Origin of the sequence: Corynebacterium sp. HMSC28B08 (assembly GCF_001806865.1) — a bacterium.
In the GTDB taxonomy this organism is placed as follows: domain Bacteria; phylum Actinomycetota; class Actinomycetes; order Mycobacteriales; family Mycobacteriaceae; genus Corynebacterium; species Corynebacterium auriscanis.
Genome location: NZ_KV786165.1, coordinates 109795 through 136752, shown reverse-complemented (window position 1 = coordinate 136752; position 26958 = coordinate 109795). Strand labels below are relative to the sequence as shown.

Here is a 26958-nt window from a genome sequence, read left to right as displayed (position 1 = left end):
ACCCCACGGTTTACTGCATCCACGCAGCCAGCGCATCTCACCCCTACCTCGGAGCGCCTTGCCCCAAATCCCCCAGCTGCCGTCTAATCTCAATTGACGATGAAGCAGCATAATTCCCCATCCTCGGCACCTTCTGCCCCCGCGCGGTCCGTTTCGGCGTCTCCTGCCTCTACGCAGCCTGACTCGATCACACACACCGAGCACTCATCGGCCGAAAGCCCACATACCGAGGTGTTCGCCGACCGATTCCAACGATCGCGCGTGGCCCTCGTTCTCACGTTCGTGATGTGGCCGCTGGCCATCATGACGTTCATTCACAAGACCTTCCTCTACCCCTACAACGACCACCCCACTGATGACTTCACCACGGTTATCAGCGCCCTGCGTCGTTTCCGGGAACACGTGCCGGTGTATTCCGAGGATTACAGCACTGTCGATCCCCACTACCTATACTCCCCCGGCGGCACGTTGCTGCTTAGCCCGTTGGCATACCTCCCGGAGAATCTGGGTCGGCCAGCCTATATCGTGCTCAACGCGGTCGCGGTCGTACTCGCGGTAGCCGTGCTCACCAAGCTGTTCAAGTATTCCCTTCGTGGCCCCGTGGTCCCAGCTGCCACCTTCATCATTTTTTCCACCGAGGCCGTACAGAACACCCTGCTGTTTTCCAACATCAATGGCATTTTGCTACTAGCCGAGGCCCTCTTTCTCTACCTCCTCCTCCACCGGCGAAATGTGCTCGCCGGCCTGGTCATCGGCTTGGCCATCGTGGTTAAGCCGCAGTTTGCGCCACTTTTGTTCCTACCTTTGGTCCGACGCCAACTTTCCACGATCACAGTCGGAATCGCGGTACCTGTCGTTTTGAATCTCGCCGCTATTCCTCTGATGGTTAGCCCCGGCGATTACCTCGATAAGCTCGTGCCTTACCTGGGCCAAGTCAGGGATTACGCCAATTCGTCAATTTCGGGCATTTTGACGTACTTTGGATTCTCCGATGCCAGCATCCTATTCTGGCGAGCCGTGGCCGCACTATGCGTTGCTATCAGTGTTCTTCTGCTGCTGCGCTGGCGCGATCGCGACGAAATCATGTGGGCAACCACGACCTCAGGGGTTGTGCTGACCGGGGTTTTCCTGATCTCTTCGCTGGGTCAGATGTACTACTCAATGTTGTTATTGCCCATGATCTTCACGGTCCTTCGCGCCCGTAGCGTCATGCATTCCCCAATCGCTTGGCTGGGCGTGTACTTCTGTATGAGTTTGGATGATTGGATGTCCGATCGCTGGGTTTGGCCAGGGCGGGTGTTCGAATTCAGCCGGGGCACCATCGGTTGGTCCTTGCTGCTGGTCAGCATCGTTACCACCGTGGTGGTGTGGACTATGATGGAGCGGAGACAGGGCCACCATATTCTCGGGGATTTGCACGAGAACGGCTGGTGGCCAAAGAAGGGATCCGCGTGGGGGCGTCGGAATAATAAAATGGCCCGCACGTTGCAACAGGAAGATAACCCGACCAGCCCGAACCGAGAGGGACATTGATGAGCAACAGTAGCGACAACAAACTGCAGCCAATCCAAGACTTCCGCAACCTGAGCGACGATGATTGGAAGCAGCGCTTGAGCCCCGAGGAGTACCACGTCCTACGCCAGGCAGGTACCGAAGCGCCGTTTAAGGGCGAATACACCGATACCGAGACCGAGGGTGTATACCGCTGTCGCGCGTGTGGGGCGGAGCTGTTCCGCTCGACTGAGAAGTTCCACTCGCACTGCGGTTGGCCCAGCTTCTTTGATCCAAAGGATTCCAGCGCAGTCATTACGCGCGAAGATAATTCGTTGGGCATGCGCCGCGTAGAGGTGTTGTGCGCGAATTGTGAAAGCCACTTGGGGCATGTTTTCGAAGGTGAGGGCTACGATACCCCGACCGATCTACGGTACTGCATCAACAGCATTTCGCTGACGCTGGACGCGGCGGAGTAAAACAGGCTGGCCTCCGCCTGCCTGACCAACGGGCAGAAGACCCCGTTTAGAGCATCTCCTGCAGAATTTCGTCGGCAGCACGGATGCCTGTCGCCGCTGCGGCCGGCACACCCACTCCATCCAGCATGGACCCCGCCAGCGCGATGCCACGGGTCCGTTGAACCTCCTTGTATGCCACGGCCATGGACTCACGGTAGCCCACGCCGTACCGTGGGATGCCACCCCACCAGCGTTGGACGAAGAACTCCTCGGGGCGCTTGCGCTCTCCCGTCACCTTCGCTAAATCGTCGAGAGCATACGTGAGCAGGGCGCGATCATCGGTCTCCAAGTACCACGGCTGGCTGAATGTGCCGAAGCTGGCACGAACGAATGCCCCGCCGCGCGCACCCAAGTGGGGCCATTTGCGGGAAGAGAAAGTAAACGCTTTGGCATCTGTGGGGGCATCGGCACCCAGCAGCACGCCAGAGCGCTCCGGGATACCGTGCGCAGATGCCATACGCATGCCCACAACCACGGAGCTCGCTAACTCCACACTGTGCAAGACCTCCGCGGCTGTTGGTACCATATGCTCCAGCAAAACCGCTGCAGTTGGGGCCGGTGTGGCGATAACCAGCGCATCGAATTCACCCAGGGGTTCGACGTACCACCCATTGCGGGTGCGTCCGATGGATTCCACACCCGTATTGAGGAACACCTCGGGATTCGCCTGCTTCACCATTGCATCGACGAGCCCGCGATAGCCACAGCTGAAGCTCTTGAAAACTGCCCCGGATCCATTGGAACGTTTGCGGCGTCCGTCCAAGATTTGCCCGACGGCGTCGGAAAGAAAGAAAGCCCGGCCGCCTTCGCCCAGTTCGTCCAGCTTGGCAGCCAAATCTGGCATGGTTGCCCGCACGCCCAAATCATAAGCAGTACAGGAGTAGACCCCGCCCAGCAAGGGGGAAACCAAGCGATCCACGACGGTGCGACCGAACCGCGCTTCCACAAGCTGGCCCACCGTAGTGTCCTGTTCCGGGGACCACGTCATGGGTTGCCCAGACTTTTCCTCGTCCACGCGACGGGCCTGGTCCTCCCCCACGATGTGGGCAATGGATGCGCCCTCATGTGGGATACCCATGAGGGTGGTCCGTGGAATGTCGACCAACGCGCCTTCTGCGAACAAACCACTGGGCAGTCCTGACGGTCCCTCGAGGGCGTGCTCCAATCCCACGTCGCGCACTAAGTCGGTGAAATCCGATCGCAGGGATAGGTAGGCCTCCGCCCCCATATCCACCGGACCACCAACGAAATCGACGGTCTTCAGCTTGCCGCCCAGCCGATCGTAGGCTTCGCAAATGAAGATACGAGCACTTTCTCCCAATTGGCGGCGCAATCTCCACGCTGCACTTACACCAGCGATGCCACCACCAATGACTGCAATGCGGAGCCCCCGCAGCTTGGTCAGATCGTCCTGCCTCAGCTGAAGACCGGAGTGAATATCTACTGGCGCACCAGGTGCGTATCCGTTGGGGATGTGTGGGGAATTCATAGGTTATGAACCTCCTCGAAGGCTCGAGTGACAGCATCGGGTTCGGTGGATGGCAAAACCCCGTGACCAAGGTTGAAGATATGACCGCGCGCCAAGCCGCGATCGACGGCTCGGTCGGCCTCGGCGCAAATCCGGGTGACATGGGCGCGGATGGCATCGGGACCGGCGAACAGGACAGCTGGATCAAGATTTCCCTGCAGTGCCTTAGCGCGCTCCGACGGGGCTAGCCCTGGGTTCACATCCGCCAGCGCCGCGGTGACACGCTCAGCGGCTAAGTCCATAGGCACGCGCCAGTCCACACCCACCACGTCTGGGCCAGCAATCGCCATGTCGCCCAACAGCTCACCGGTACCCACACCGAAATGGATCATCGGCACGCCGTACGGGCGAACGGCATCGAAAATCTGCTTGGAGTATGGCCCGACGAACTCGCGGTAATCGCGGGCCGTGAGGTAACCCGCCCAAGAGTCGAACAACTGAATCGCATCCACGCCCGCTTCCAGCTGCATTTGTAAGAAGCGAGTAATGGTGGGGGTCAATTCGCGCATGAGGGCGTGCCACATATCAGGCTGGGAGTACATCAAGGCCTTGGTAGTTTCATGGTTCTTCGATGGGCCTCCCTCTATGAGGTAGGAAGCCAACGTGAACGGCGCACCAGCGAAACCAATCAGGACCTGATCATCGCGCAATTCCTCCAGTACGTGCGAGATCCCTTGCGCGATCGGCTCCAGTTGCTCGCGCTGCACTTCCGGAAGCGCAGCAATCTGCTGTGGCGTGCGCACGGCCTCGGCCATAACTGGACCACGACCGGGAACAATGTCGATATCCACACCAGCGGCCTTGAGAGGAACAACGATATCCGAGAACAAGATGGCGGCATCTGCATCGTGGCGTCGAACCGGCTGCATAGTGATTTCGGCCAGTAGCTCGGGCATGAAGCACGAATCCAGCATGGGGATGCCCTCGCGCACCTTACGGTACTCAGGCAGCGAACGACCGGCTTGGCGCATCATCCACACGGGACGACGCGATGGCTTTTCACCCCTAGCGGCGGCCAAAAACGGGGCGTCATGGTTGGCGCGACGACGGGAGGCTGCGACGTCAATCTGGGGTTCAAAAGCCTTATTAGTCATAACCGCCATTATGCCAGCCGATGATGGGGGAAACGAAAGGCTAACAACACCAACCACTCCGGCGCGCCTAACCAACGATAAAAACCTTAAAGGCTAGGTTTAGACATCGTGAGCCAAGACACTGAGATCCCCCAGTACTTCCACGAAGCCGTCCGCTCCATGACGGAAGCGGAGGTACGAAGTGGCATTCAGATCACCGATATTCGCCCTCCCCGCAACTTGGCGCCGCTGAGCCACGCGGTTGGGTTGGAAGTTGTGCACACTATTGACAGCACCGGTGAGACCGCTATCGCTGCCGATTCCAGCGGGCACGATGCGTTCGGCCGCCTCATCCTGCTTCATGATCCTGCCTCCGAGGAACACTGGCGGGATCCCTCCACCACGGCCACATCGCCTAAGATGCGCATGGTCGCCTACATTCAGGCCGATATGGATGCCTCTGTCGCCGCGGATCCACTTTTGCCCGACGTGGCGTGGGATTGGCTGACCGAGCAGCTCGACGGCCCCGGCTGCACCTACACCGATCTGGGTGGCACTGTGACGTCCACCGCTTCGGTTCGCTACGGCGAAATTGGTGGCCCGCCACGTGCGTTCCAGTTGGAGATGCGGGCGTCGTGGACCGCCGTGGGGGCTGACCTGTCGGCACATGTCACCGCATTTTCGCACGTGCTAGCGAATGTGGCTGGCTTACCACCCGAAGGCGTGGCAGCCCCTCGCTTTGGTGTGGACCACGCGCGCGAAGCTGCGCACCGCTAACCTCCCCTCCTATCCCCTTCCTCGGTATTCAGTGCATGAAAAGAATCACCCGCCCCTCCGGTGGCGTGCCCTCCGTACGTCGTACGCCCGCACAACTCGAGAGCACTCTGCGCGCCTTAAGCAACGGTACGGGGCCGATCGCCATTGATACCGAACGCGCCGCGATGTATCGCTTTGATGACCGCGCGTACCTGATTCAGTTGCGTCGGGACGGGGCGGGCAGTTTCATCGTTGACCCCACGGAGCATCCCGAACAGCTTCGCGGGTGGCAGGACGAATTGATGGGCGAAGTGCCGTGGCTATTGCACGCCGCTCATACGGATCTACCCGCGCTGATGGCCTTGGGGTGGTGCCCTACGCAGCTGCTAGACACGCAGATTGCCGCCAAATTGTTGGGCTGCCACAGGCTGGGCCTCTCGCCGCTCTTAGAAGAATTCCTATCCATCTCCATCCCTAAAGATAAGGGCAATGCCGATTGGTCTCGGCGACCACTGGCGAATTCATTGCTAGCCTATGCTGCCCTCGATGTGGAGTTCTTACTGGAAATGCACCAGCTGATGGTAGATGAGCTTTCCGACCTCGACCGGATGGATTGGTACGTCCAGGAATGCGAGCATGACCTAGTTCACGCCTCGCCGCTCAAGGATCCTGAATGGTTCGATATGAAGGGCGCCCGCTTCCTGCACCCACACAGTCGAGCTGCGTTCGTTGCCCGCCACCTTTTCGAGACCCGCCAACAGATCGCACGGTCGGAAGACATCCCCCCGGAAAGATTACTGTCCTCGAAACTCATCGTGGCGGTAGCCACTTTGCCTCAACGCGATGCCACCCGCGAGCTTCTGCAGGACTTTCGCCACGCTATTCACGGCCCCGGGGCCGATCGCGTGAACCCTCATCGCCACTCTGGCACTATGAATTCTTTTCTCGACGCCATGTCGCGCGCCTACGCCGAACACCGGGAAGCTAAGGCAACAGCTGGCTGGGGATCACGCGATAAACGCCTCGATGACCCAGAATTGCAACACCGTCGCCCCGACCCTAAAACGTGGAAAACGGATCACCCCATGGCGTGGGATGCGTTGGAGATTCTGCGTGAATCAAACGAGGAATTGTGCGAGGAGCTGGGTTTGGGCACAGACACCATAGTGGTCAGTCGCCAGTTGAAGTTCGTTGCGTGGGAGTTTGCCCAGAGGGTGGCAGATCAATCAGTAAACCTCACCGATGTGGACAGTACTGAAGATTGTCTTGGTCAGTTGCTCACACGGGCAGGATGCCGCCCGTGGCAGGTAGAGCTCATGCTCAATGACGCCACGGCTTACCTCATGGATGAAGTTACACAATAGCTAGCGCGTCCTTCCTCAGCGCTACCCTCCCATGTAGCCACGGAGGCTTCACCGGGCACGGGCACAGCACTTTTGCACCGCAGACAGCGCACGCGTTAACGCTAAACCTCACCCAGCTGCTGGGCCCACTCCGCTACCGTCTTGGTGACGGATTCAACATCCAAACCGAGTTCTGAAAGCACCTGGCCACGCGAGGCATGAGCCAGGAATTTTTGCGGAATGCCGAGGTTGCGCACCGGGGTATCCACGTTCGCTTCATTCAACCGCATTTGCAGTGAGGACCCGGCGCCACCGTGCAGTCCACTGTCTTCGATGGTCACTACCAAATCCGCGGTCCTAGCCAGTTCCACTACAGAATCGGCAATGGGCACTACCCAGTGCGGATCCACAACGGTGGCTTGGAATCCGGCATTGTCGAGCGCTTCGGCCGCGGCCAGCGCCTGTGTGCTCAGCGCGCCATAGCTGACGATGAGTACCTTCTTGGGCGAAGAGTCACCGGCCCGCACACTCTTCTCAGCTCCAGCACGTGTGGATTCAAACAACACGTCGTAATCGGCTTCTTCCCGAATCGCTCCAATCGGATCGGGCGCATTGCCCTTGGGGAAACGCACAACGGTCGGCCCATCCTCATGATCCACGGAGCGCTGCAAAGCCAGCTTCAATCGCTCGCCATCGCGTGGGGCCGAGACATAAATCCCCGGCACAATGCCGGTGATGGATAGGTCCCACATGCCGTTGTGGCTGGGTCCATCGGATCCGGTGACGCCCGCGCGGTCCAACACCACTGTCACCGGTAGTTTCAATAAGGCAACATCCATCAGCAGCTGGTCAAAAGCGCGGTTGAGGAACGTGGAGTACACGGCAACCACTGGGTGCATCCCGCCCAGAGCCAAACCAGCTGCACTGGTCACCGCGTGTTGTTCCGCGATACCGACGTCATAGGTACGGTCCGGGAAAACCTCCGCAAATTCAGCCAGACCAGTAGGGCCGGCCATCGCCGCAGTGATCGCGACGATATCGTCTCGCTCCTTGGCCAAGTCGATCAACGTGGTGGAAAACACATTGGTCCACGTGGTCACTCCCACGGCCTTCTTCTCCACTGGCTCGCCCGTGATGGGATCGATAACTCCCGTCGCGTGCATGAGGTCGGCCTCGTTGTTTTCCGCAGGCTCAAACCCCTTGCCCTTGGCTGTGACGGCGTGGACAATGACCGGCCCTCCGTAATCCTTAGCGTAGCGCAGCGCATTTTCCATCTGGCGGATATCATGCCCGTCAACTGGACCGATGTACTTCAGGCCCAAGTCGGTGAACATTTCCGTTGGCAGCACCGTGTGTTTCACCCCGGCTTTGAGCCCGTGGATAACCTGGAACGCACGATCGCCAACCCAGCCCATACGTCCCAAGGCGTTCTTCCCAGAGTCCATCACCTTGTCGTAGAAAGGCTGCAACCGCAGGGCCGCCAAATTCTCGGCCATGCCACCGATGGTTGGAGAATAAGAACGGCCGTTATCGTTGACCACGATCACCACACTGCGGTTTTTCGCAGCGGCGATGTTGTTCAGCGCCTCCCAACACATTCCACCGGTCAGGGCCCCATCGCCCACGAGGGCCACAACATGACGATGAATCTGACCGGACAACTCGAAGGCCTTGGCTAACCCGTCGGCGTAGGACAACGCAGCGGAAGCGTGCGAGGACTCAGTCCAGTCGTGTGGTGATTCTGCCCGTTCGGGGTACCCCGACAGCCCGTCTTTTTGCCGCAATGTCCCGAACAGATCCCGTCGCCCCGTCAGCATCTTGTGCACGTAAGACTGGTGCCCAGTATCGAAAATCAATGGGTCAGTCGGCGAGTCGAACACGCGATGCAGCGCCATCGTCAACTCAACCACTCCCAAGTTGGGTCCCAAGTGCCCACCAGTTGCCGAGACCTTTTGGATGAGAAACTCACGGATCTCAGCCGCGAGTGCTTCCAATTGATCCTCAGGCAGGCCTTTGAGTTCCGCTGGCGAAGAAATGTTGTCCAGAATACCCATTGAAGTTTGTCTCTTCTCCTCGGTCATTCTCGTGCGGTAGCGCTATACCGGCGTGGCCATTTTTAGGGAACCATCCCCGACAGTTTCCCGGATGGCGATGACCTAGGTTAACTATCGTGGCAAAAATTTATTGTTCAGCCTATCTTAGTCGCGTCCACGGACAGGAGTTGAAACGCTCGCGGTTAACGGCCCGTTTCCCGCAGCACCGCCTGTTTTCAGGCGGTAGTCCTATCTCTACGCCGTGGCCACGGGTTGCAAGTGCACAAGCACTTCAACGTGGTGGGTCAGACCAAAGGCGTCGACAATCGCTACCTGTGAGATCGCGTAACCGGCGTCGATCCACCGTCGAACATCGCGCGCCGCCGCAGCCGGATCGCAACCCACGTGCACCACATGTTTTGGCTGGCGACTGGCCACGGCTGGGATCGTGTGCTTTCCCGCGCCCGTTCGTGGTGGATCAAGCACCACAGCATGCAGGTATTCCTGCGCGTGCCGATCGCTCCACCACGCTGGGACTCGGCGGTTGGTTTTCTTATCCGACGCCACTACGCGCTCCGCAACCCGGTCCACATTGGAGTCCCAAAACTCCACGGAATGGGCCTTCGCTTGGGAAAACGCGCGTGACCCAGCCGAGGTTGCATCGCCAGCGATATCCACGCTGACCACCCGGTCGGCTTTATCGACCAGTGCGGAACTCAGCGATCCAGCGCCACCGTACAGATCCCAGGCGGTGGAACGTTGTCCCAGCGCGGAGGGGACTGTGTGCTCAATCCACTGAGCGTAAAACTCAGTCGCGGCGTGGTGACCTTGCCAGAAAGCCTGTGCAGGAAGATCCCACGTGAGACCCCCTAACCGCTGGGTGATCGACCCATCGCCCACCAAAGCGGTCGTCTTCCGATGCCGCCGATTTCCCGACAGCTCCGCAATGCTTCGTACGCCGTCACTGCCGACAGCGATGATGAGTTCTGTGCGTGGACGAATACGCCCTTCGGCGGCTAGGTCACTGATCTGTTCGCATAGCCCGTCTTTCATTTCGGAAACCCATTGCGCACATAGGGTGTCTGGAGTCAGGGGAACAACTTCGTGTGAATTCTTCTTCCGAATCCCCACTGTTCCTTGCGCATCAATCGCCACCCGGGCGCGGGTGCGCCACCCCACATAGGGCTCCAGCGAGTGCGTAGAAACCACATCGTCGGCGAGCTTGATCTTTCCAATTCGATCGAACTGATCGACTACTACGGCTTTTTTGAATTCGAGAGAGCCGGGGGCGTCGATAAAATCTAAATCGCAACAACCCGCCCCGGCCGCTGCAGCACCGCACTGCCCCCGTACGCGGTGAGCAGATGGCGACCCCACGCGTACCACCTGACCAGTTCGAAAGGAACGCTTGGAAGACGACTTCGCAGCGGGGTCCAAGGCGACTTCAACATCGCGATCCCCCATCACAGCTCCGGTGACAAAGGCAATCCGGCCGTCCTCGAGACGAGTAATGCAAGCTCCACCGTGTGCGGGTTTATCGAAGCTGGAAACAGTCACTACTTCTGGATTCATTTAATGCCCTCCGCTGCATTAGCTTTTTTCACGGCCACGACGGTGATGAGGACGACGATTGCCGTCAGTGGCCAGCCCATAGCAATAGAAACGTATCCCAAGGCATCGGTGGCATCTTTCACGTAGAAGAACCGCTTGACGAAGAACCGCGCCAAAAACACCACAGCCCACGCCGCGGTAGCCCAACTGAAGGCCCGAACAGCCCCACGATTGGTACGCCACCTCTGGTCCTCGCCGTTGATGCCGCGCCAAATCACGCCAACGAGTGGCCAACGCACCGCAATCGAGATGATGAACGCGATTCCCGCGACCAGCGAATACCACATGCCGTAGGCAAAATAACCCTTGGCATCGCCCATGAACCAGGCAATCGCGGCACAGATGACCACACCCAGCAAGCCGGAGATGGCCGGCTGCAGGTTCTCCTTTCGGGCCAAGCGCCACACGAAGATACCCGCCGCCACGGCCAGTGCGGAAAGCAAAGCGGGCACCAACCCGTACTTGCTGTTGACGGGAACCAGTACCAACACGGGCAGAGTGGAGCTCACCAAGCCGGTGAGACCGCCCATCTGCTCCAGCAAGGTGGCGGGCTTTTCCTCGGTGGCCCGCCCACCGGAGGGCGCTAGCTTTTCAGAGTGGGTGGCCGACTGGTGGGTATCGCCAGTGATATGCGCGGGCCCGGTGCCCGATGTGGTGGGGTCAAAAGGCTCGTTGTTAGAGGACGGGTGTGTCACGGGGTCCTACGTTCTGGATCTATGAGGGGGGCTGGAGACTACTGGTTTTGGTTATTATCGCGACCCAAGATGGGTTCGTTAAGGGGTTCGATTCCAGCTGCCTCTGCCTGCTCGCGCGCCATTTGCTCCGCCTGCGCCTGCATTTGCTTCTGCAGCTCCTCAGCCATGGCCTGTGGCATATGCACTGGCAATGGGTTACCCGCCGGAATTGGATCTTGGCCACGCATAACAAAAGTGCGGGCCATTATCTGGTGGGCGAGCTCGGCCAATTCCTCGCCATATTCCTTCGGCCCAGCCAACGTGAAACGCAGCATCCAACGGTGGCCGGTCACACCCATGATGCGCAGCATTCCGTCGCCGGCTTCTGCGAACACTTCTGGCCCCCATGGGCCTTGTGTCACGGTTGCTTCCAAACCGTCGCCGGACATGCCCTTAACGATCTCGGTCACCGACTCTTCCCAGAGGTCACCATTTTTTGGAGCGGCGAACGCCACTGGGGTCACGCGCCCAAACTGTGTTCCGATATGGATCATCTGCGGACCTTCCGGGCCCACGTCCACCTGCACGTCACCTTCCAGTGGCACGGGCACCATCATCGAACCTAGATCCAGCCCGCCCTTGGCGAAATCCGAGAAGTCGAAATTACGGTAGTCCACCTGGTCTCCATCAAACGGCCCAAAGTCACCGTTTATTGGGTCGTAGACTCCTTCGGCTTGATTATCGGTGGCAGTTGTCGCCGCTGCATTGTCCACGCGGGATTGCTCTGCTGCAGAGGTACTGGGATCCGCTGCGTTGTCTTTCTTACGTCCAAACATGGTGCGTCATCTCTCTTTCGGTAAGTTGTCGCGTAGTTGGTGTGCACGACTGCGCGTTCGCGCTGGCGGGCTGATGCACATTATTGGCCGGTGGAACCGTATCCACCTGCACCGCGAACCGTTTCACCCAAGTGGGAAATATCGTCAACCTCATTGACCTCGCACAAACTCACTTGTTGAACAACTAACTGTGCGATGCGGTCCCCGCGACGGATGGTCACCGACTGTTGCGGGTCTAGGTTAATGAGGCAGACTTTCACCTCACCGCGGTAATCTGCATCGATGGTGCCTGGGGTGTTGACGATGGATAATCCGTGTCGCAGTGCCAGGCCGCTACGAGGGTGAATGAGGCCAACCATGCCTACAGGCAATCCCAGAGCGATTCCCGTCCCAACTAGTTGCCGCTGGCCCGGATCAATCTGCACATCCTCCGCGCTGTAAAGGTCAATCCCCGCATCCGAGGGATGCGCTCGGGTAGGCAACGGCAGGTCCTTATCAAGCCTCACTAGGTTAAGTTTCGGCTCGTTGTGTGGGTTGGTCATGGTCTACCACTTTACAGTGGGACACCCTCGAATATCTGGTCGGGATAGTCGGTGGCTAGAATGAATTCACGCAAGCATTGTGCAGATGGACATTAAGGAGAACGTCAGTGGCTTCCACAGAGGTGCCAGCCCACGGGGATAATGTCCTCTATTCTGAGCGGCAGCGCGTACCACTGACGTGGTGGTTTTTTGCCGCGGGCGTGGTCTTTATCATCGCCTGGCAGGCGCAAATGGGGCGATCCGTTTGGTATGCCGTAGGAGCGGGAGTTTTCGCTGGGCTTTTCGCAGCGTGGATGCTGCTAAAGTTTTCCGCCACCGAGATTGCGGTGGTGCAACGCGCCGATGGTCAGCGCTGGTTACACGCGGGTGAGGCGAAATTGCCAGCCGAACTCATCAGCCGCTCGCTAGTCATCCCACCCACGGCCAAGCAGGCAGCCATGGGCCGCCAGCTGGATCCCGCGGCCTTCGTGATTCACAAGGGTTGGATCCCTACGATGGCCATGATGGTGTTGGACGATCCGGAAGATCCCACCCCGTACTGGTTGATTTCTTCCAAGGAACCACAGGCGCTGTTGGAGGCGCTGGATCGCCCGATCTATTAACGATCGATTTATTAACAAACGCTTTGGGGGTTAGTACCCGCGGTAGCTCTGCCCCCTTACACGAACCTCAGCCTAGAGCCGAGGACGACCGGTTAGGCACAGTCCACGCAGACGAATTCATCGTCGCCGACCTTCTCGGCCATCCGACTGCGGTGCTGCACGAGGAAGCACACGCTGCACGTGAATTCATCGCTCTGGCGGGGGATGACCGTGCCGGACAGCTCTTCACCGGATAGGTCAGCTAGTGGAACATCAAATGGCTCCACGATCTCTCCATCATCGGTATCTGCAACCGCAGGCTCGGCCTTTTCAGCGGCCTTCAATCCCTCAAGGGAATCGGTTTCAATTTCATCCTCAGGACGGCGGCGAGGTGCATCATAGTCAGTAGCCACGGCGTTTCTCCTTGTTAGCACTTCCGACTTTTCGGGTGACAGTTCATGTGCGTCGACGCGCATAGTAAAGCAAATACCGCTGACCTGTCACCTTAGGGCCACCTTGCCTCTTATTTTGATGCCAACGCCACCCCCGCACCCACCTTTGCTAATGCTCCCATTAACTCCGGAAGGAGGTGTGCCGAACTACCCGCGACCAGTAGTTTTTGTTCTTTATCGCTATCCAAGACGGGAAAAATCACATCCACCCCCGCCCGCGCGGCGATCAACGCGCCAGCCACGTAATCCCACGGCCCCAGCCCGTGTTCGTAATAAGCATCCACAGTGCCCTCAGCCAAGTGGCACAAATCCAATGCCGCCGAGCCCGCCCGTCGAATGTCTCGTACCTGGGGCAACAATTCAGAGAGCACCCGTGCCTGCGCACGTCGCTGTTCGGCAACATAGCCAAATCCTGTAGCCACCAATGTCATCGCCAAACTGGTAGCCCCTGGTGCTTCGAGAATGCGAGATTGGTGGGAAGCATGCTCTTGCGAGGCGTTAATCGAATTGACATTCAGCGTCGCCGGACCGCCGACGTGCGCGCAGTACTCTTTGCCAGAAGGTATTTGCACGACCGCCGCGGCAATGGGCACCCCACTAACAGTCGCAGCCACGCTGACGGCACAATCCGGTTGGCCGTACATAAAGTTCACGGTGCCGTCGATGGGGTCTACGACCCACACGACATCCGCAGTCCGCACGGATTCAACGCCAGCATTAGCCCCACCCAGATTCGGCACCACGGCCCGCGCCACCGAGAGGGCCGGGTGCCCGGTATCCCACGTGCCCGAGTTCGCCAAATCCCGCTCGCTGACCATGTGCCCTTCTTCCTCCCCCAAGATGGTCGATCCGGGCAGGGCGGAAAGTAAGAAATGTTGCAAAAACTTTTCGGACGCTACGTCCACCGCCGTCACGGGATCCACTTCTGAACTCTTATGGGCGCGGGCTGCCACTCGCCCTAAACTGTCGGCCAGCTCACCCCGCATGTGGCGGACTAAGTCAGCCGCTGCCGCGGCAGCGGCTCGGGAAATCTCACGGAGGTCAATCATGGACACATACCCATCCCCTCCCCCACGCTGCGACTTGACCCCAAGGGAATCGAGTGAGCGGGTAGCGCGGGGCGTCAAGTAGATATGGGTTGAAGGAACCGAAGGCACCGAATGCTGTGAAACCATGCCACCAGCAAACCACGAGAAGCATCCGCGCGCGGACGACGGGGGTTAAACCCGCTATCATCTGTACCCATGACTGAGCAGAACCCAAATTTGAGCTTTGGCGTAGACATCGGAGGCTCGGGTGTAAAGGCCGCAATCGTCGACCTCAAGACCGGCGAATTCGTTACCGAGAGGTTAAAGATCGCCACGCCCCAGCCCGCAGAACCAGATGCGGTGGCCGAGGTTGTTCTCCAGCTCATGCAGGAAGCTGCTTGGGATGGCCCAGTGGGAATTACTGTGCCAGCCGTAGTTAAAAATCAAATCACGCGCAGCGCAGCGAATATTGGCGGTGATTGGATTGGGACGGATTGCCAGGAACTTTTCCATCGGCATTTGGGTGATCGGGAGATTGCGGTGCTCAATGACGCCGATGCCGCGGGCCTGGCCGAAGTTGCCTACGGCGATGAAGCGGCTCGCAGTGGTGCCGTCATGTTGCTGACCTTTGGTACGGGTATCGGCTCTGCCCTGTTAATGGATGGCAACCTCTACCCAAACTCGGAACTGGGGCACCTGCCTTTTGAGGACACGACCAGCGAGAAGTGGGCCAGCTCTGCAGTGAAGGAAAAGGAAGACCTCTCCTTCAAAGAGTGGGCTAAGCGCGTTGATCAGGTTATGCACCTGTACGGCAAACTGTTCAGCCCGCAGACTTTCGTGGTTGGCGGCGGAATTTCCCGTAAGGCCGATAAATGGATTCCGCGCCTGACCGTTGAGCAAAAGGTTGTTCCCGCACAGTTGCGAAACCAAGCTGGCATTGTAGGTGCGGCGATGGCTGTGCGAAACGGCTTCCGCCCCTAGCCCTGCGCGCGAGGCGCATGAAATCTATTTGCTGGTAGAAACTACCACCACCCAAACAGCGTCGGGGGTATCACCCCTACCCCCTTGACAATCGCGGTTTCAGTTATAATTGGGGGTCGATTGTCGGGAACTACGACCCGAGGAATGCGATACACACGCATTTCATTAACGCGAGCAGCACTTTTGTCGCGGTACAGTGGCGACGAATGAAAACAGTAGCTGCAGTAACAATGCACGCAAATGAAAGGGCTTTTTGTGGTAGCGAATAACTCGGCCGAATCCAACGAAGGATCCGAGAACGCAGCAGTGCGCAAGGTAGCCAAAAAGTCCGCTGCGGCAAAAAGCACTCGCAAGGTAGCCAAGAAGTCCGCTACCGCCAAGAAGGCAGCAACCGCAAAGAAGGCCACCGCAGCGCGCAAGACTACAGCGGCCACTGTGGCAACCGAGGCCAGCGCCAGCACTGCAGCCGACGTGGCTACGGATACAACCACGCCTGACACAACCGCAAAGCAAACCGTTGCAAAAAAGACGGCGGCCAAGAAGGCCACGGCGAAGAAAACGGCTACGAAGAAAACGGCCAAGAAGACCACCGCGAAGAAGACTGCCAAGAAGACAACCGCGCGCACGGCTGCAAAGAAGGCAGCGACCAAGAAGACCGCAGCGAAGGCCACTTCCAAGGCAGTTCAGGCACAAGATAGCGCGCAGCAGCTGGATGCAGGAGAACTGGATGCCACGTTGACCGCTGCCGGCCCCGCTGGCACCCCGGGTGTGGATACCGCAGACATCAAACCGGATGATGTAGATCCCGACCTGGATCGTGAACTTGACGACGAGTTCGACGAGGATCTGGACGACGACTTAGAAGATGACCTCGAGGATGACCTCGTCGACGATCTCGACGAGGATCTTGAGGAAGGCGAAGAGGACGAAGAAGGCGAAGATTCCGCCAAGGATGACAGCGCCGACGAGGAAAAAGACGGTAGCTTCGTCTGGGACGAGGATGAATCCGCGGCGCTGCGCCAGGCCCGCAAGGATGCCGAGCTCACAGCCTCTGCGGACTCCGTGCGTGCATACCTCAAGCAAATCGGCAAGGTTGCCTTGTTGAATGCAGAACAAGAGGTCAGCCTAGCCAAACGCATCGAGGCGGGCCTCTACGCGGGGTACCGCCTGCAGGAGATCAAGGAATCGGGCGAGAAGCTCTCCCCCATGCACCGTCGTGACCTGCGCGAGATTGAGCGCGACGGCCGCCGAGCCAAGAACCACTTGTTGGAGGCGAACCTTCGCTTGGTGGTTTCCTTAGCCAAGCGTTATACCGGCCGTGGCATGGCATTCCTAGACCTCATCCAGGAAGGCAACTTGGGCTTGATCCGTGCAGTGGAGAAGTTCGACTATGTAAAGGGCTACAAGTTCTCCACTTACGCCACGTGGTGGATTCGCCAGGCGATTACCCGCGCAATGGCCGACCAAGCCCGTACCATCCGTATTCCGGTCCACATGGTGGAGGTCATCAACAAGCTCGGCCGTATTCAGCGTGAGCTGCTGCAGGACCTCGGTCGCGAGCCGTCCCCCGAGGAACTCGCTCGCGAGATGGACATCACCGTCGATAAGGTGCTGGAGATCCAGCAGTACGCCCGCGAGCCGATTTCCCTCGACCAAACCATCGGCGACGAGGGCGATAGCCAGCTAGGCGATTTTATCGAGGATTCCGAGGCCGTGGTGGCAGTGGATGCTGTCTCCTTCACCCTGCTGCAGGATCAACTGCAGGATGTGCTGCACACGCTGTCGGAGCGCGAAGCTGGTGTGGTCAAACTGCGGTTCGGCCTCACCGACGGCATGCCGCGCACTTTAGACGAAATCGGCCAAGTCTACGGCGTGACCCGCGAGCGCATCCGCCAGATCGAATCGAAGACGATGTCCAAACTGCGCCACCCATCCCGGTCCCAGGTCCTCCGGGATTACTTGGACTAGCAGCGTGACCCTCCTTGCGCCGTTCCGCCAGCTTTTCGGCTGGTGCAGGACGGCGCTCTCGCCTAGGTACACCCCAATTTCGGATGCGTCTCGCCGGGATCTGACTTACCCTTCTTTTTTGGTCGACGCCACCCGCCATCTCGAGCGCGTTCCCACTGGGCCGAGATTGAACCCATTCCGCCGTTTTTACACGTTTTCCGCGTCCCTCAAGGCCCCCGGAACCCCGGAGGATTTCTACCATCTGGCCGAACGTTTACTCACCGGGCAGGTCCACGACGCGGCAGGAGCGCCGCTGATCACGCGCGAGGGTAGCGGCACACCCCACGCCCCCGGTGTGCGGTTACCGAGAGTACATGGCAACGGTCGCGCCCAAATCAAACCGATGGATATTGTCTATGTGACATTCTGGGGCCTGCGGGCACCGTGTCTAGTGCTGGCCGGGGGCGTCGAGAAGAATGGCGATGCAAACACCGAACATATGCTGGCGAGGTTGACGTACGGCACCTTGCCGGGACATGCAGAGTGTGGCGAGGAAACGTTTGAGCTGAAGTATCACAACGGGCAGTTGACGGCTTGGGTGGGGGCATTTTCCCGCGCGGGGCGCTGGTACACAATGCTGGGTGGTCCCATCGCCCGGGTGGTCCAGCGCTGGATGGCTCGGCGATATGCGGAAGCGCTGCTCGGGAGGCGCTAACCGCGCACGTCAACGTGGCTGGTAATGCGGGATGGGGGTTTGTGGTGCAGGTAAGAAACCTTCCCTAGCTATTCAGCCTCTGGCACAACTCGTGGGATGCGTGACCTTCTTCCTCACACTTCCGGGCGGCCTCGCTAGAAAAATTGGTGATGACGATGCTGGTGCACACAGCAATGATGGCCAGTAACACCCCGATGGCGGCATAGACTTTCTGCTGGTTACCACGAATGGCCACGAACAGGGCGATCAGAGCCACCGCCAAGGCGACAACGGCCGCGACGATACCAATAACCGGCATCATGGCCGCGGGAATCGACAGGATGCCGACGACCAATGCAGCGATGGAAAGACCGGTGACCTTCTGCTGCTGCACCTTGCGGCGCTTAATCTCCTTGGCATTGTTTTCGCTGAGGTCGGAATAGTCACGCGCTGCCATTGTGCCTTCGCTTCTCCTTGACGCATTAAAGATGCTCTAAATAAGGTGCGGTGGGATTCCTCACCAGTCCCGCAAATATGCAATTCTATCTCGCAGTTGCTGCGCTGTACACAGCGCGGTAGGTGGTCCCCCGCAATTTTTGCGGGCATCGTTGTGTATTTGCCCGTGCGGTTTGCCCGTGCGGGCGGACTTCATCGCCACCAGGGCATTGAGTTCCTTACGCAGGGCCGGCAATTCCTCGCTGGCTACGCGCTGGCTGTGCAGGTTGGCTCCCGACCCTTCGGGAGCATTGGCTATCGCTTCTTTGCGACGCCGTTCTTCTTCTTGCTGCTTGGCCCGTGCCTCCACTTGGTCGGCCTGGCGCTGTTTGAGCAACGTGCGCATCTGATCGGCGTCCAACAAACCGGGAAGGCCCAGGTAGGCCTGTTCTTCCTCGGAACCCGCCACGGTGGAGGTGCCGTAGGTGGAGCCGTCGTAAATCAAGCTGTCCAACTCGGCTTCGGCGCCGACAGATTCGTAACCGCGCTCATCGCCAGGTTCATTCTTTTCCTGGTTTGCATCCTGTAAGGCCTGGTCATCCCATCCCTCGTCGGGGCGGTCTGGCTTACCCAACACGTGGTTACGCTGCCGTTCCATTTTCGACGCCAAGTCCAGCAGCACCGGGACGCTCGGGAGGAAAACGGAGGCGGACTCGCCGGGGCGGCGGCTACGCACGAAACGACCGATGGCCTGTGCGAAAAACAATGGGGTGGACGAACTGGTGGCGTACACGCCCACCGCCAGGCGGGGCACGTCCACACCCTCGGAAACCATGCGGACCGCGACCATCCACTCGTCCATGGAGTCCGAAAACTCCTTAATACGATCCGAGGCCCCCGCTTCGTCGGAGAGCACCACGGTCACGGGGGTAGAGCTAATGGTCCCGAGGATCTTGGCGTACGCGCGCGCCGTGGTTTTATCCGTGGCGATCACCAGGCCGCCGGCATCGGGGGTGTGCTGGCGCAACTGCAATAAGCGTGTGTGTGCAGCGTGCAGGACGGCCGGGATCCAATCACCGCGGGGATCCAGGGCCGTTTTCCATGCCCGCGCGGTTTGTTCCTGATTGAGGATCTCGCCCAGTCGGGCCTCGAACTCCTCGCCCGCACTATTGCGCCAGCGGGCTTGGCCGGAGTACGCCAGGAACACAACGGGGCGCACGACCTTGTCTTTGAGGGCCTCCGCATACCCGTAGGTGTAATCGGCGCTGGACTGCAGCGCACCTTCTGCTCCATCCACGGATTCGTAGCGCACAAAAGGAATCTGCGCGTCGTCCGAACGGAATGGTGTACCAGTCAAGGCCAGGCGCCGTTCCGCATGGGCGTACGCCAAGCGCACCCCATCACCCCAGCTTTTAGCATCACCTGCATGGTGGATCTCGTCCAAGATCACCAGCGTTTTTTGGGCGGTGGCGACTTGGTAGTGCTTGGTGGGTTTCATTCCCACCTGGGCGTACGTGACGGCTACTCCCTGGTAGGACCTATTGAATGGTGAGGAATTCGTGAAATTAGCGTCGATCGCAATTCCCTGTGCCGCGGCAGAGTGAGACCACTGGACCTTGAGGTGTTCGGTCGGCACCACGATTACCAGTCGCTGAACCACGCGGGTTTCCAGCAATAGCCGAGCCAAGGTCAACGCGAAGGTTGTCTTTCCCGCCCCTGGGGTAGCTACTGCTAGAAAGTCTTTAGGTTGTTCAGCGATGTATTTATCGAGTGCCTCCTGCTGCCAGGCGCGGAGGTGTTTCATCGCTTCTTTCTCGTCAGTTGTGGTCGTTAATCGTGCAGCACTCGGGTACTGCCGGCGCTCAGGCCTCTAGCGCTTGCGCAGGGATTGATAAATCTGCTCACAATCCGGGCACACAGGGCTGCCGGGCTTCGCCTGTTTGCGTACCGGAAAGGTTTCCCCGCACAGTGCCACAACGACCTTTCCAGCCACGGCAGACTCAATAATCTCGTTCTTCTTCACGTAGTGGAAAAACTTCGGGGTATCGTCGTCTGTCGTTTGCTCGGTGCGCACATCGGGGCGCTCAATGGTGGTTGTACTTGGGTTACTCACAATGACCCATTGTGCCCCTGAACGCACCCATTTTCCAACTAGGGATGAAGAGCGCACGCGGCTGTGTTGGATCCCCCTCCCCGCCCCAGTAGCAGTCCGAGGTTGGGACCAGTCGCACCGGCTCTGCCCCTGAAGGCATGCACTGGCCCCTGAAGGACTAGCGTTGTTTGCATGGCAGCTCAGAACAAACGCAGTGCAGCTTCGGCGCCTCGCTTTACTCGGCGTGGCAAGTCTACTGCCACCCTTATTACCGACGCCAAACGCTCCCGCTTGGAAGGGTGGCACCATAGGCGCCGGGTATATGCGACTTTGCAGCTGCTGCGCTTGCCGGTTTTGGCAGGCGCAGGCATTGCCATGTGGCTTACCAACAATGTGGCTCTAGCGGTGGCCATCGCCTTGATTTCGCTGCCTCTCCCCTGGGCAGCTGTCTTGCTGGCCAATGAAACTGGCGAAGTAGATAAGCAAGAACGGAAAATCTACAAGCCCGCCGTTGTGCGTGCCAACCGCCAGGCACTGGAGGCCAACCGAGGGGTGCGCTCGGCAGCGGATCCCCAGCATGTCCTGGAATCTTCTGAGAGCGCATCCAATGCCGGCAAGGAAATCATCACTGTGGAGGATGACGAGTGACCCACTCCATGTACAACGACAACCACTTCTTCGAAACCCTCAACCGAGTTGTCGATCACGTCCAGCAGTTGGGTTATGACTCGCAGCTTGTCTCCCAAGTCCTCGGAGAGCGAGGCCTGGCCGCCGCCCACGGCCATAATTACGCTGCCGCCAAATGGTATGCACAGCGCATGGACAACGGGGAACGAAACAGGGAACGAAACCTAATTTTGGGCTGTTTCCTGCGCGAACCACTAGACCGTTCCCAATGGGAATTGGTGCTGGGCCCAGGTATAACCGCAGATGCATTGGCCACCGGCGTGATTGCCCACGGCCGTCTGCAGGTGGATATCCGGCCGGTCGTTGTCGCGTCCCACGGCACAACCGAGGTTCTCGTGGTCAGCGACCCCGATGCTTCCGCTGAGGTACAGATGGGAACCAGTGACCATGTTCCAGGGGCGGGAAACGCCAGCATGTCCCTGCTGAACGTCATACCGCCACAGACTCCACATCCCGATTCAGAATCTCACGGGTCAGTGACGGAAGTCCTAGACCTAGGGTGTGGATCAGGTGTGTTATCTACAGTCCTCGCAGCCAACTATCCGCACCTTCGGGTGACCGGCACGGATATTTCCAGCAGAGCGCTCGCCTTTGCCAGAGCGGGGCGAGAGGTGGCAGAGCGGGGCGTCGAAAATAAAAGTGGCGACAGCGCAACTACCGCTCCGCAGGTGGAATGGCTGTGTGGCAATTGGTTTGAACCAGTACATGGGCGCGAATTCGACGTGATTGTCAGCAATCCGCCGTTCGTCATGGCCCCGCCGCACCGCGATCAGGCGAAGACATACCGCGAGTCCGGTATGGAATTAGACGGCGCCAGTGCGCTGGTGGTTGGTCAGGCGCCCGAATACTTGCGGGTCGGAGGCCGGGCGCACCTGTTGACGGGATGGGCGCTAGCGGACGGGGAATCTGCGGCCCAGCGAGTATCCGCGTGGTTACCCACCCACGGTGTGCGCGCATGGGTAGTGCAACGGGAACTGGTGAGCGTAGCGGACTACGTGACCACGTGGCTGGCCGATGAGGAAGTCGATACCCGAAGCAGCGAAGGTCGCGCGCGTGTGAATGAATGGTTGGACTACCTGGGCGCCCACGAAGTGGAACGCATCGGAATGGGTTACGTACACCTAGAACGGATTGCAGATTCCAAACCATCGGACATGACCTTTGAGGTCCTGGACCAACCTCTGCCGCCGGGCACGTTTCTAGGCTACGAGGTCCACGAGTGGTTTGCCCGTATGCAGTGGCTGGCCGCAACGGATCGCGCGGATCTGCTGGATTCCACGTACGCCATACGCCCCGGGGTCGCTGTGGAGCACATCGAAGTGGCTGATGTGGAACAAGGCCAAGGCTTTACCCCATACGCGTTGCGACTGAGCCGGACAGAGGGGCCTGCGTGGTCGCACGAGATCGATGAGCACGTCCGCGCCGTGATCAGCGGATTAAACCCCCAGGGCCTGAAGTTGCGAGATGTCGCCGGACTATACTGCGCGGTGCACGGGTTGGACGAGGCAGCATTTACCGACGCCCTCATGCCCATCATCACCGACCTGATCAGGCACGGGTTCTTGCTGCCGGCGACGGAGAGTGCATAGCGCACCGACGTGCGTGGCTAAGGCACGGGGACCCAGAATTTATGTGGAACCAGCGTGACTAGTGCTGATCGGGAACCAGCGTAGCTAGAGCGAACAGGAAAAAAAGACAGATGAAGGCAATAATCTCAACGGTGAGCGAAGCGAGTGTCACAGTGGACGGCCAAACAATCGCGGAGGTCACAGGTCCCGCGCTGTTGGCGCTGATCGGTGCGGGTCGAGACGATGCTCCGGACAGCTGGGAGACGATGGCGCGGAAGATAGCGGAATTGCGCTTGTTTCCCGCCGATCCCGCGCAGACAGCAACCGATCACTGGGAGGGATCCCGGGACACTTCGGTGGAAGAAATCGGTGGCAGCGTGTTGGTCGTCAGCCAGTTCACTCTCATGGGGCGAACCGCCAAAGGCCGACGACCGTCATGGTCCGATGCCGCCCCGGGTCCGGAGGCCGAACCCATCATCGAGAAGATAGTGGCCGAACTCCGCCGGCGAGGCATCTGCGTAGCCACGGGTCAGTTTGGGGCAAATATGGCGGTGCAATCCGTGAACCAGGGCCCGTTTACCGTTCTCGTAGAGACTTAAAAATTGCTGGTCACGGCCAACACACCCCATAAGGGGGTACATCTGGGCGCAGGGTTCAACCTAAATCGGAACAATTCGCACCACTTGTCCGTTGACGATGTAGAAACTAACGAAATATTAGAGACTTAACGAAGTCAATGTCTTCTTTTCACCGAGCTTCTCCAGGAGGAGATCAGCGTAATGAGCAACTCCATGTATGACGACATGGCGGGCGAAGCCGACGATCGCGACAACGAACGATCCGAGGATAAGGGTCGCCGTCGGGGAAATAACGAAAACCCCTCTGCCGATTTAGTGCGCGTCTACCTTAACGGCATTGGCAAGACTGCTCTGCTGACTGCAGAAGACGAGGTGGAGCTGTCCCAGCGCATTGAGGTCGGACTGTATGCAGAGCACCTTTTAAAGAACACGAAGGACCTCACCCGTGCCCGCAAGCGTGACTTGAAGATCCTAGCCCGTGAGGGTAAGGCTGCCCGCAGCCACCTCCTAGAAGCCAACCTACGCCTCGTTGTGTCCTTAGCGAAGCGCTACACGGGCCGTGGAATGCCACTGCTGGATCTCATCCAGGAAGGCAACCTTGGACTGATCCGCGCGATGGAGAAGTTCGATTACACCAAGGGCTTTAAGTTCTCTACCTACGCCACCTGGTGGATCCGTCAGGCCATTACCCGCGGTATGGCAGATCAGTCCCGTACGATCCGCCTGCCGGTACACCTGGTGGAGCAGGTCAACAAACTCTCTCGCATTAAGCGGGAGATGTACCAGCACCTAGGTCGCGAAGCCACCAATGAGGAGCTATCGGAGGAATCGGGCATTGAGGAATCCAAGATTGAGCTGCTGTTGAAACAATCCCGCGACCCAGTGAGCTTGGACATGCCGGTGGGTTCCGATGAAGAGGCGCCGCTGGGTGACTTCATCGAGGATTCCGATGCCACAGATGCCGAGGCGGCGGTTGTGGCATCCCTCCGCCACTCCGACGTCCGCGCCGTGCTTGGCACGTTGGAGGAACGCGAGCAGGACGTCATCAAACTGCGCTACGGCTTGGATGACGGCATGCCTCGCACCTTGGATCAGATTGGCCGTCGCTTCGGTCTTTCCCGCGAGCGTGTGCGCCAGATCGAGCGCGAGGTTATGGCCAAGCTGCGCGAGGGGCATCGCGCTGCCAAGCTCCGCGAATACGCTATCTAGAGCAAGTGTTTGTGTATCTTAAATAGGTAGGTTAACTCCCCCTCTCTTCGAAGACTCGGAAAGGTATATCGCAAGTGCGAGATTTGGTTGATACCACTGAGATGTATCTGCGCACGATTTATGAATTGGAGGAAGAAGGCATTCCCCCACTGCGCGCACGCATCGCAGAGCGTCTGGCCCAGTCTGGGCCAACAGTGAGCCAAACTGTTGCGCGTATGGAGCGCGATGGTCTGCTCAGCATCGCACGGGATCGCAGTTTGAAGCTCTCCGCTGAGGGTCGCGAGCTTGCCACTGCCGTCATGCGTAAACACCGTCTGGCAGAACGCCTGCTCACGGACGTAATCGGGCTACCGTGGGAGAAGGTCCACGATGAGGCCTGCCGCTGGGAACACGTCATGGGTGACGAGGTGGAACAGCGCCTCGTAGAGGTTCTGACCGAATACACCACCTCCCCTTTCGGTAACCCCATTCCAGGACTTCAAGCTCTCGTTCCCGATACCGAAGATGATCGCCTGGACCAACTCAACAACAGTGTGAAAGCACTTCGGGAGCGGGAATCCGTTCGAGCTTCTGATATCGATACCGGCAAAGAAGTCCGCGTGATCATCTTGGCCGTCAACGAAATCGTCCAAGTCGAGCACAAAATCATGGCCAAGATGGCAGCACTCAACATGTCGTTAGGCAGCGAAGTGACCTTGCAGTCCGCAGAGGACGGCAACCTTACGGTCACCAACGCCCAAGGCAGTCTCACGATTCCGGAGGATATTAGCCACGCTTTGCGGGTGCAGCCACTGGATTAATCGGCCGCTTTCCGCCGAACTCGGCTAGCTCAACTACCCGGATGCTCATATCATGCGCCCCGACGTTTTTCGGGGCGCATGTCGTTGTTGTTTCCCCCATCTCCGTCGAACGCCCCGGCTCCCTTCAGGAATTCGATGTCGAGGATATCTAGGCAGGCGTCGAAATCAGATAGGAATTCATCCACACTGGCGCCCAGATCTACCGCTAGGGTCAGCTCATCGTGACACGCGGCGAGCACATGAGTTCCGCGTTCCAAAGCTAGGCGCAGGAGGTCACGGGTTTTTCCCCGATGGTGAGCACCGAGCGCGCTGATGGTTAGGCCCACCGTGACGGCATCGTCCTCGCACACCGTGTCCAGTTCGTTCATCGTGCGCAGTAACGTGGAAAAAGCAACGGTACCCTCGTCATTTCCACCCAAGACCACGGCCAAAAGCGCCATTAAACGCCAGCGCGGGGTGGCCTCGGTCCGCCGCGCAGCGGCGGCGAGTATTTCCCGCACGATGGGTGCGTTAACCCCTGCGCCCGCCACAATGATGGTGGTGTGTAGGACTTCGCTAAGCGCCAGATACGTCACGCGGGTAAGCACATCAACGTCGTCGCACGCATCCTCCACAGAGCGCTTTCCTTCTTTCACTGCCGCAATCGTCTCGTAGAGCCTCACCACGTCGTCCACATCGCCAGGGCCCTGCGAACACAACCCGTGGCTTTCCGCTCTGCACTCTTCAGCCTCTTCCAATTGACATCCGAGCAAGCATCGCTGTGCCAAGAGGTCCAAGGGATCTTCTCGCTGATCCAACCAATGTTCCATTTCATCGCGATTGTTCAAACGCAAGGCTCCAGCCAGGGTGGCGATGTTCTGCAGCGGATTATCATCAATGCTGCCCACATGGCCACTGGTGTTTGTGTTGCTCTCGCGCCAAATCGCCCCGGTCGCGAGTTGTTTCACGAGGAAATGACCGTTGATCGTGAGGTAGTGCTCCTCTAGGATCCCGCGTGCCTGTGCCATCGCTCGACTGCGCTTCTTCCCAGGAGAGCCAATGCCGATCAAGATGGTTTCGCACGCCTCCAGGTCAATACCATCGTCAGATTGCATGGCCTCGATCAGTGTCTGCACGCCTTCGCGAACCGCCCCTTTATCAAAATCCACGCGGACCACGGGCCCGACTGTCATCCGCGCCGGCTCACCTGCCATTGTGGGTACCAAACCCACCACCACCAGAGACTGGGTTGGAACGAAGCCTAAGAGCGCCGGGAGAGATGCCAACAAAGCACCCGGATCCGAACCCAAGTTGACCGTCCGCGAGTGCGTGGACGCCCCGGAAGAGTCATCCAATTGGCCAGCGGGAATACCTTCACGCTCCAGTCGGTTGTTAAGGATGTCTGCAAAATCTTTGAATGAAGTCATGCCAGCATTGTCGGTGAGGTCGTGGACCTAACTCCGGCACACAGCAGAAGAATCATGGCATCCACCCTGCACCCTGTGGATAGCAGCGGGGATGT

26 protein-coding genes are annotated in these 26958 nt (G+C 58.9%); 13 read left to right on the top strand and 13 right to left on the bottom strand.

The window, feature by feature from the left end; translation table 11 throughout:
• The first annotated feature begins 99 nt into the window (after positions 1–99).
• Together HMPREF3098_RS05250 and msrB are read left to right on the top strand one after the other, a co-directional pair.
• Positions 100–1533, top strand: coding sequence for a glycosyltransferase family 87 protein (locus HMPREF3098_RS05250; protein ID WP_083284144.1), 1434 nt, complete (start codon positions 100–102; stop codon positions 1531–1533).
• On the top strand, positions 1533–1970 hold the full coding sequence (gene msrB, locus HMPREF3098_RS05245) for a peptide-methionine (R)-S-oxide reductase MsrB (RefSeq protein ID WP_052094680.1): 438 nt from the start codon (positions 1533–1535) through the stop codon (positions 1968–1970). The genes HMPREF3098_RS05250 and msrB overlap by 1 nt, the downstream gene beginning before the upstream one ends.
• Positions 1971–2016: 46 nt before the next feature.
• Here msrB and hemG read toward each other — a convergent pair whose 3' ends face one another.
• Positions 2017–3498 (bottom strand): protoporphyrinogen oxidase, encoded by a 1482-nt coding sequence (hemG, locus tag HMPREF3098_RS05240; RefSeq protein WP_083284142.1) that lies wholly within the window; start codon positions 3496–3498, stop codon positions 2017–2019.
• Positions 3495–4640, bottom strand: a complete 1146-nt coding sequence (gene hemE / locus HMPREF3098_RS05235) for a uroporphyrinogen decarboxylase (protein ID WP_070434266.1) — start codon at positions 4638–4640, stop codon at positions 3495–3497. Before hemE ends, hemG begins: the two co-directional genes overlap by 4 nt.
• A 99-nt stretch (positions 4641–4739) precedes the next feature.
• On the opposite strand from hemE, the gene HMPREF3098_RS05230 reads away from it, so the two are divergent.
• On the top strand, positions 4740–5387 hold the full coding sequence (locus tag HMPREF3098_RS05230) for a DUF3000 domain-containing protein (protein WP_035112941.1): 648 nt from the start codon (positions 4740–4742) through the stop codon (positions 5385–5387).
• A gap of 35 nt (positions 5388–5422) precedes the next feature.
• On the top strand, positions 5423–6730 hold the full coding sequence (locus HMPREF3098_RS05225) for a ribonuclease D (RefSeq protein ID WP_070434265.1): 1308 nt from the start codon (positions 5423–5425) through the stop codon (positions 6728–6730).
• A gap of 101 nt (positions 6731–6831) precedes the next feature.
• Here the strand turns inward: HMPREF3098_RS05225 and dxs are convergent, their stop codons facing one another.
• The 5 genes from dxs to dut form a co-directional block, all read right to left on the bottom strand.
• Entirely contained in the window at positions 6832–8763 is a 1932-nt protein-coding gene (gene dxs / locus HMPREF3098_RS05220; RefSeq protein ID WP_070434264.1) for a 1-deoxy-D-xylulose-5-phosphate synthase, read from the bottom strand.
• 234 nt (positions 8764–8997) lie between these two features.
• Positions 8998–10314: a class I SAM-dependent RNA methyltransferase gene (locus HMPREF3098_RS05215; RefSeq protein WP_070434263.1), complete on the bottom strand. Its 1317-nt coding sequence runs from the start codon at positions 10312–10314 to the stop codon at positions 8998–9000.
• The gene (locus HMPREF3098_RS05210) at positions 10311–10883 is read right to left on the bottom strand and encodes a DUF3159 domain-containing protein (protein ID WP_052094718.1); all 573 of its coding nucleotides are present in this window, start codon (positions 10881–10883) and stop codon (positions 10311–10313) included. The genes HMPREF3098_RS05215 and HMPREF3098_RS05210 overlap by 4 nt, the downstream gene beginning before the upstream one ends.
• Positions 10884–11086: 203 nt before the next feature.
• Positions 11087–11863 (bottom strand): DUF3710 domain-containing protein, encoded by a 777-nt coding sequence (locus HMPREF3098_RS05205; protein WP_070434262.1) that lies wholly within the window; start codon positions 11861–11863, stop codon positions 11087–11089.
• A gap of 80 nt (positions 11864–11943) precedes the next feature.
• A complete protein-coding gene (gene dut, locus HMPREF3098_RS05200) occupies positions 11944–12405 on the bottom strand; it encodes a dUTP diphosphatase (RefSeq protein ID WP_035112931.1) in 462 nt (153 codons plus the stop codon).
• Between the two features lie 107 nt (positions 12406–12512).
• Between dut and HMPREF3098_RS05195 the strand changes: the two genes are divergently transcribed.
• Complete coding sequence (locus HMPREF3098_RS05195) at positions 12513–13007, top strand: DUF3093 domain-containing protein (protein WP_083284140.1); 495 nt, start codon at positions 12513–12515, stop codon at positions 13005–13007.
• A gap of 92 nt (positions 13008–13099) precedes the next feature.
• Here the strand turns inward: HMPREF3098_RS05195 and HMPREF3098_RS05190 are convergent, their stop codons facing one another.
• A complete protein-coding gene (locus HMPREF3098_RS05190) occupies positions 13100–13399 on the bottom strand; it encodes a DUF4193 domain-containing protein (RefSeq protein ID WP_035112928.1) in 300 nt (99 codons plus the stop codon).
• A gap of 110 nt (positions 13400–13509) precedes the next feature.
• Positions 13510–14487, bottom strand: a complete 978-nt coding sequence (locus HMPREF3098_RS05185) for an inositol monophosphatase family protein (protein ID WP_070434261.1) — start codon at positions 14485–14487, stop codon at positions 13510–13512.
• Between the two features lie 195 nt (positions 14488–14682).
• On the opposite strand from HMPREF3098_RS05185, the gene ppgK reads away from it, so the two are divergent.
• From ppgK to HMPREF3098_RS05170, 3 genes are all read left to right on the top strand, one after another.
• On the top strand, positions 14683–15447 hold the full coding sequence (gene ppgK, locus HMPREF3098_RS05180) for a polyphosphate--glucose phosphotransferase (protein ID WP_070434260.1): 765 nt from the start codon (positions 14683–14685) through the stop codon (positions 15445–15447).
• Positions 15448–15687: 240 nt separating this feature from the next.
• On the top strand, positions 15688–17415 hold the full coding sequence (locus HMPREF3098_RS05175; RefSeq protein ID WP_070434259.1) for an RNA polymerase sigma factor: 1728 nt from the start codon (positions 15688–15690) through the stop codon (positions 17413–17415).
• A 4-nt stretch (positions 17416–17419) separates the two neighbouring features.
• Positions 17420–18109, top strand: a complete 690-nt coding sequence (locus HMPREF3098_RS05170) for a DUF1990 family protein (protein ID WP_070434258.1) — start codon at positions 17420–17422, stop codon at positions 18107–18109.
• A gap of 64 nt (positions 18110–18173) precedes the next feature.
• Here HMPREF3098_RS05170 and HMPREF3098_RS05165 read toward each other — a convergent pair whose 3' ends face one another.
• The 3 genes from HMPREF3098_RS05165 to HMPREF3098_RS05155 form a co-directional block, all read right to left on the bottom strand.
• A complete protein-coding gene (locus HMPREF3098_RS05165; RefSeq protein WP_070434257.1) occupies positions 18174–18545 on the bottom strand; it encodes a hypothetical protein in 372 nt (123 codons plus the stop codon).
• 60 nt (positions 18546–18605) lie between these two features.
• Positions 18606–20327: a DEAD/DEAH box helicase gene (locus tag HMPREF3098_RS05160; protein ID WP_070434256.1), complete on the bottom strand. Its 1722-nt coding sequence runs from the start codon at positions 20325–20327 to the stop codon at positions 18606–18608.
• A gap of 66 nt (positions 20328–20393) precedes the next feature.
• Positions 20394–20636: a DUF3039 domain-containing protein gene (locus HMPREF3098_RS05155; RefSeq protein WP_035113068.1), complete on the bottom strand. Its 243-nt coding sequence runs from the start codon at positions 20634–20636 to the stop codon at positions 20394–20396.
• 171 nt (positions 20637–20807) lie between these two features.
• On the opposite strand from HMPREF3098_RS05155, the gene HMPREF3098_RS05150 reads away from it, so the two are divergent.
• The 5 genes from HMPREF3098_RS05150 (at position 20808) to HMPREF3098_RS05130 (ending at position 25457) form a co-directional block, all read left to right on the top strand.
• Positions 20808–21263, top strand: a complete 456-nt coding sequence (locus tag HMPREF3098_RS05150) for a DUF3099 domain-containing protein (protein WP_070434255.1) — start codon at positions 20808–20810, stop codon at positions 21261–21263.
• A complete protein-coding gene (locus HMPREF3098_RS05145) occupies positions 21260–22891 on the top strand; it encodes a N5-glutamine methyltransferase family protein (protein WP_083284136.1) in 1632 nt (543 codons plus the stop codon). Before HMPREF3098_RS05150 ends, HMPREF3098_RS05145 begins: the two co-directional genes overlap by 4 nt.
• 110 nt (positions 22892–23001) lie before the next feature.
• The gene (gene dtd / locus HMPREF3098_RS05140; protein ID WP_070434254.1) at positions 23002–23469 is read left to right on the top strand and encodes a D-aminoacyl-tRNA deacylase; all 468 of its coding nucleotides are present in this window, start codon (positions 23002–23004) and stop codon (positions 23467–23469) included.
• 204 nt (positions 23470–23673) lie between these two features.
• Positions 23674–24657 (top strand): sigma-70 family RNA polymerase sigma factor, encoded by a 984-nt coding sequence (locus HMPREF3098_RS05135; protein ID WP_141739678.1) that lies wholly within the window; start codon positions 23674–23676, stop codon positions 24655–24657.
• Positions 24658–24731: 74 nt separating this feature from the next.
• Positions 24732–25457 carry a metal-dependent transcriptional regulator gene (locus tag HMPREF3098_RS05130; RefSeq protein WP_070434253.1) on the top strand — a complete coding sequence of 242 codons (726 nt, stop codon included), beginning with the start codon at positions 24732–24734 and terminating at the stop codon, positions 25455–25457.
• A 50-nt stretch (positions 25458–25507) separates the two neighbouring features.
• Here HMPREF3098_RS05130 and HMPREF3098_RS05125 read toward each other — a convergent pair whose 3' ends face one another.
• Positions 25508–26863 carry a DUF4192 family protein gene (locus HMPREF3098_RS05125; protein WP_070434252.1) on the bottom strand — a complete coding sequence of 452 codons (1356 nt, stop codon included), beginning with the start codon at positions 26861–26863 and terminating at the stop codon, positions 25508–25510.
• Positions 26864–26958: the final 95 nt, after the last annotated feature.

Coding starts and splice junctions, on each gene's coding strand:
- HMPREF3098_RS05250 (WP_083284144.1), top strand. CDS start 100: ATGAAGCAGCATAATTCCCCATCCTCGGCACCTTCTGCCCCCGCGCGG.
- msrB (WP_052094680.1), top strand. CDS start 1,533: ATGAGCAACAGTAGCGACAACAAACTGCAGCCAATCCAAGACTTCCGC.
- hemG (WP_083284142.1), bottom strand. CDS start 3,498: ATGAATTCCCCACACATCCCCAACGGATACGCACCTGGTGCGCCAGTA.
- hemE (WP_070434266.1), bottom strand. CDS start 4,640: ATGGCGGTTATGACTAATAAGGCTTTTGAACCCCAGATTGACGTCGCA.
- HMPREF3098_RS05225 (WP_070434265.1), top strand. CDS start 5,423: ATGAAAAGAATCACCCGCCCCTCCGGTGGCGTGCCCTCCGTACGTCGT.
- dxs (WP_070434264.1), bottom strand. CDS start 8,763: ATGGGTATTCTGGACAACATTTCTTCGCCAGCGGAACTCAAAGGCCTG.
- HMPREF3098_RS05215 (WP_070434263.1), bottom strand. CDS start 10,314: ATGAATCCAGAAGTAGTGACTGTTTCCAGCTTCGATAAACCCGCACAC.
- HMPREF3098_RS05210 (WP_052094718.1), bottom strand. CDS start 10,883: ATGGGCGGTCTCACCGGCTTGGTGAGCTCCACTCTGCCCGTGTTGGTA.
- HMPREF3098_RS05205 (WP_070434262.1), bottom strand. CDS start 11,863: ATGTTTGGACGTAAGAAAGACAACGCAGCGGATCCCAGTACCTCTGCA.
- dut (WP_035112931.1), bottom strand. CDS start 12,405: ATGACCAACCCACACAACGAGCCGAAACTTAACCTAGTGAGGCTTGAT.
- HMPREF3098_RS05185 (WP_070434261.1), bottom strand. CDS start 14,487: ATGATTGACCTCCGTGAGATTTCCCGAGCCGCTGCCGCGGCAGCGGCT.
- ppgK (WP_070434260.1), top strand. CDS start 14,683: ATGACTGAGCAGAACCCAAATTTGAGCTTTGGCGTAGACATCGGAGGC.
- HMPREF3098_RS05175 (WP_070434259.1), top strand. CDS start 15,688: ATGAAAGGGCTTTTTGTGGTAGCGAATAACTCGGCCGAATCCAACGAA.
- HMPREF3098_RS05165 (WP_070434257.1), bottom strand. CDS start 18,545: ATGGCAGCGCGTGACTATTCCGACCTCAGCGAAAACAATGCCAAGGAG.
- HMPREF3098_RS05160 (WP_070434256.1), bottom strand. CDS start 20,327: ATGAAACACCTCCGCGCCTGGCAGCAGGAGGCACTCGATAAATACATC.
- HMPREF3098_RS05150 (WP_070434255.1), top strand. CDS start 20,808: ATGGCAGCTCAGAACAAACGCAGTGCAGCTTCGGCGCCTCGCTTTACT.
- dtd (WP_070434254.1), top strand. CDS start 23,002: ATGAAGGCAATAATCTCAACGGTGAGCGAAGCGAGTGTCACAGTGGAC.
- HMPREF3098_RS05135 (WP_141739678.1), top strand. CDS start 23,674: ATGGCGGGCGAAGCCGACGATCGCGACAACGAACGATCCGAGGATAAG.
- HMPREF3098_RS05125 (WP_070434252.1), bottom strand. CDS start 26,863: ATGACTTCATTCAAAGATTTTGCAGACATCCTTAACAACCGACTGGAG.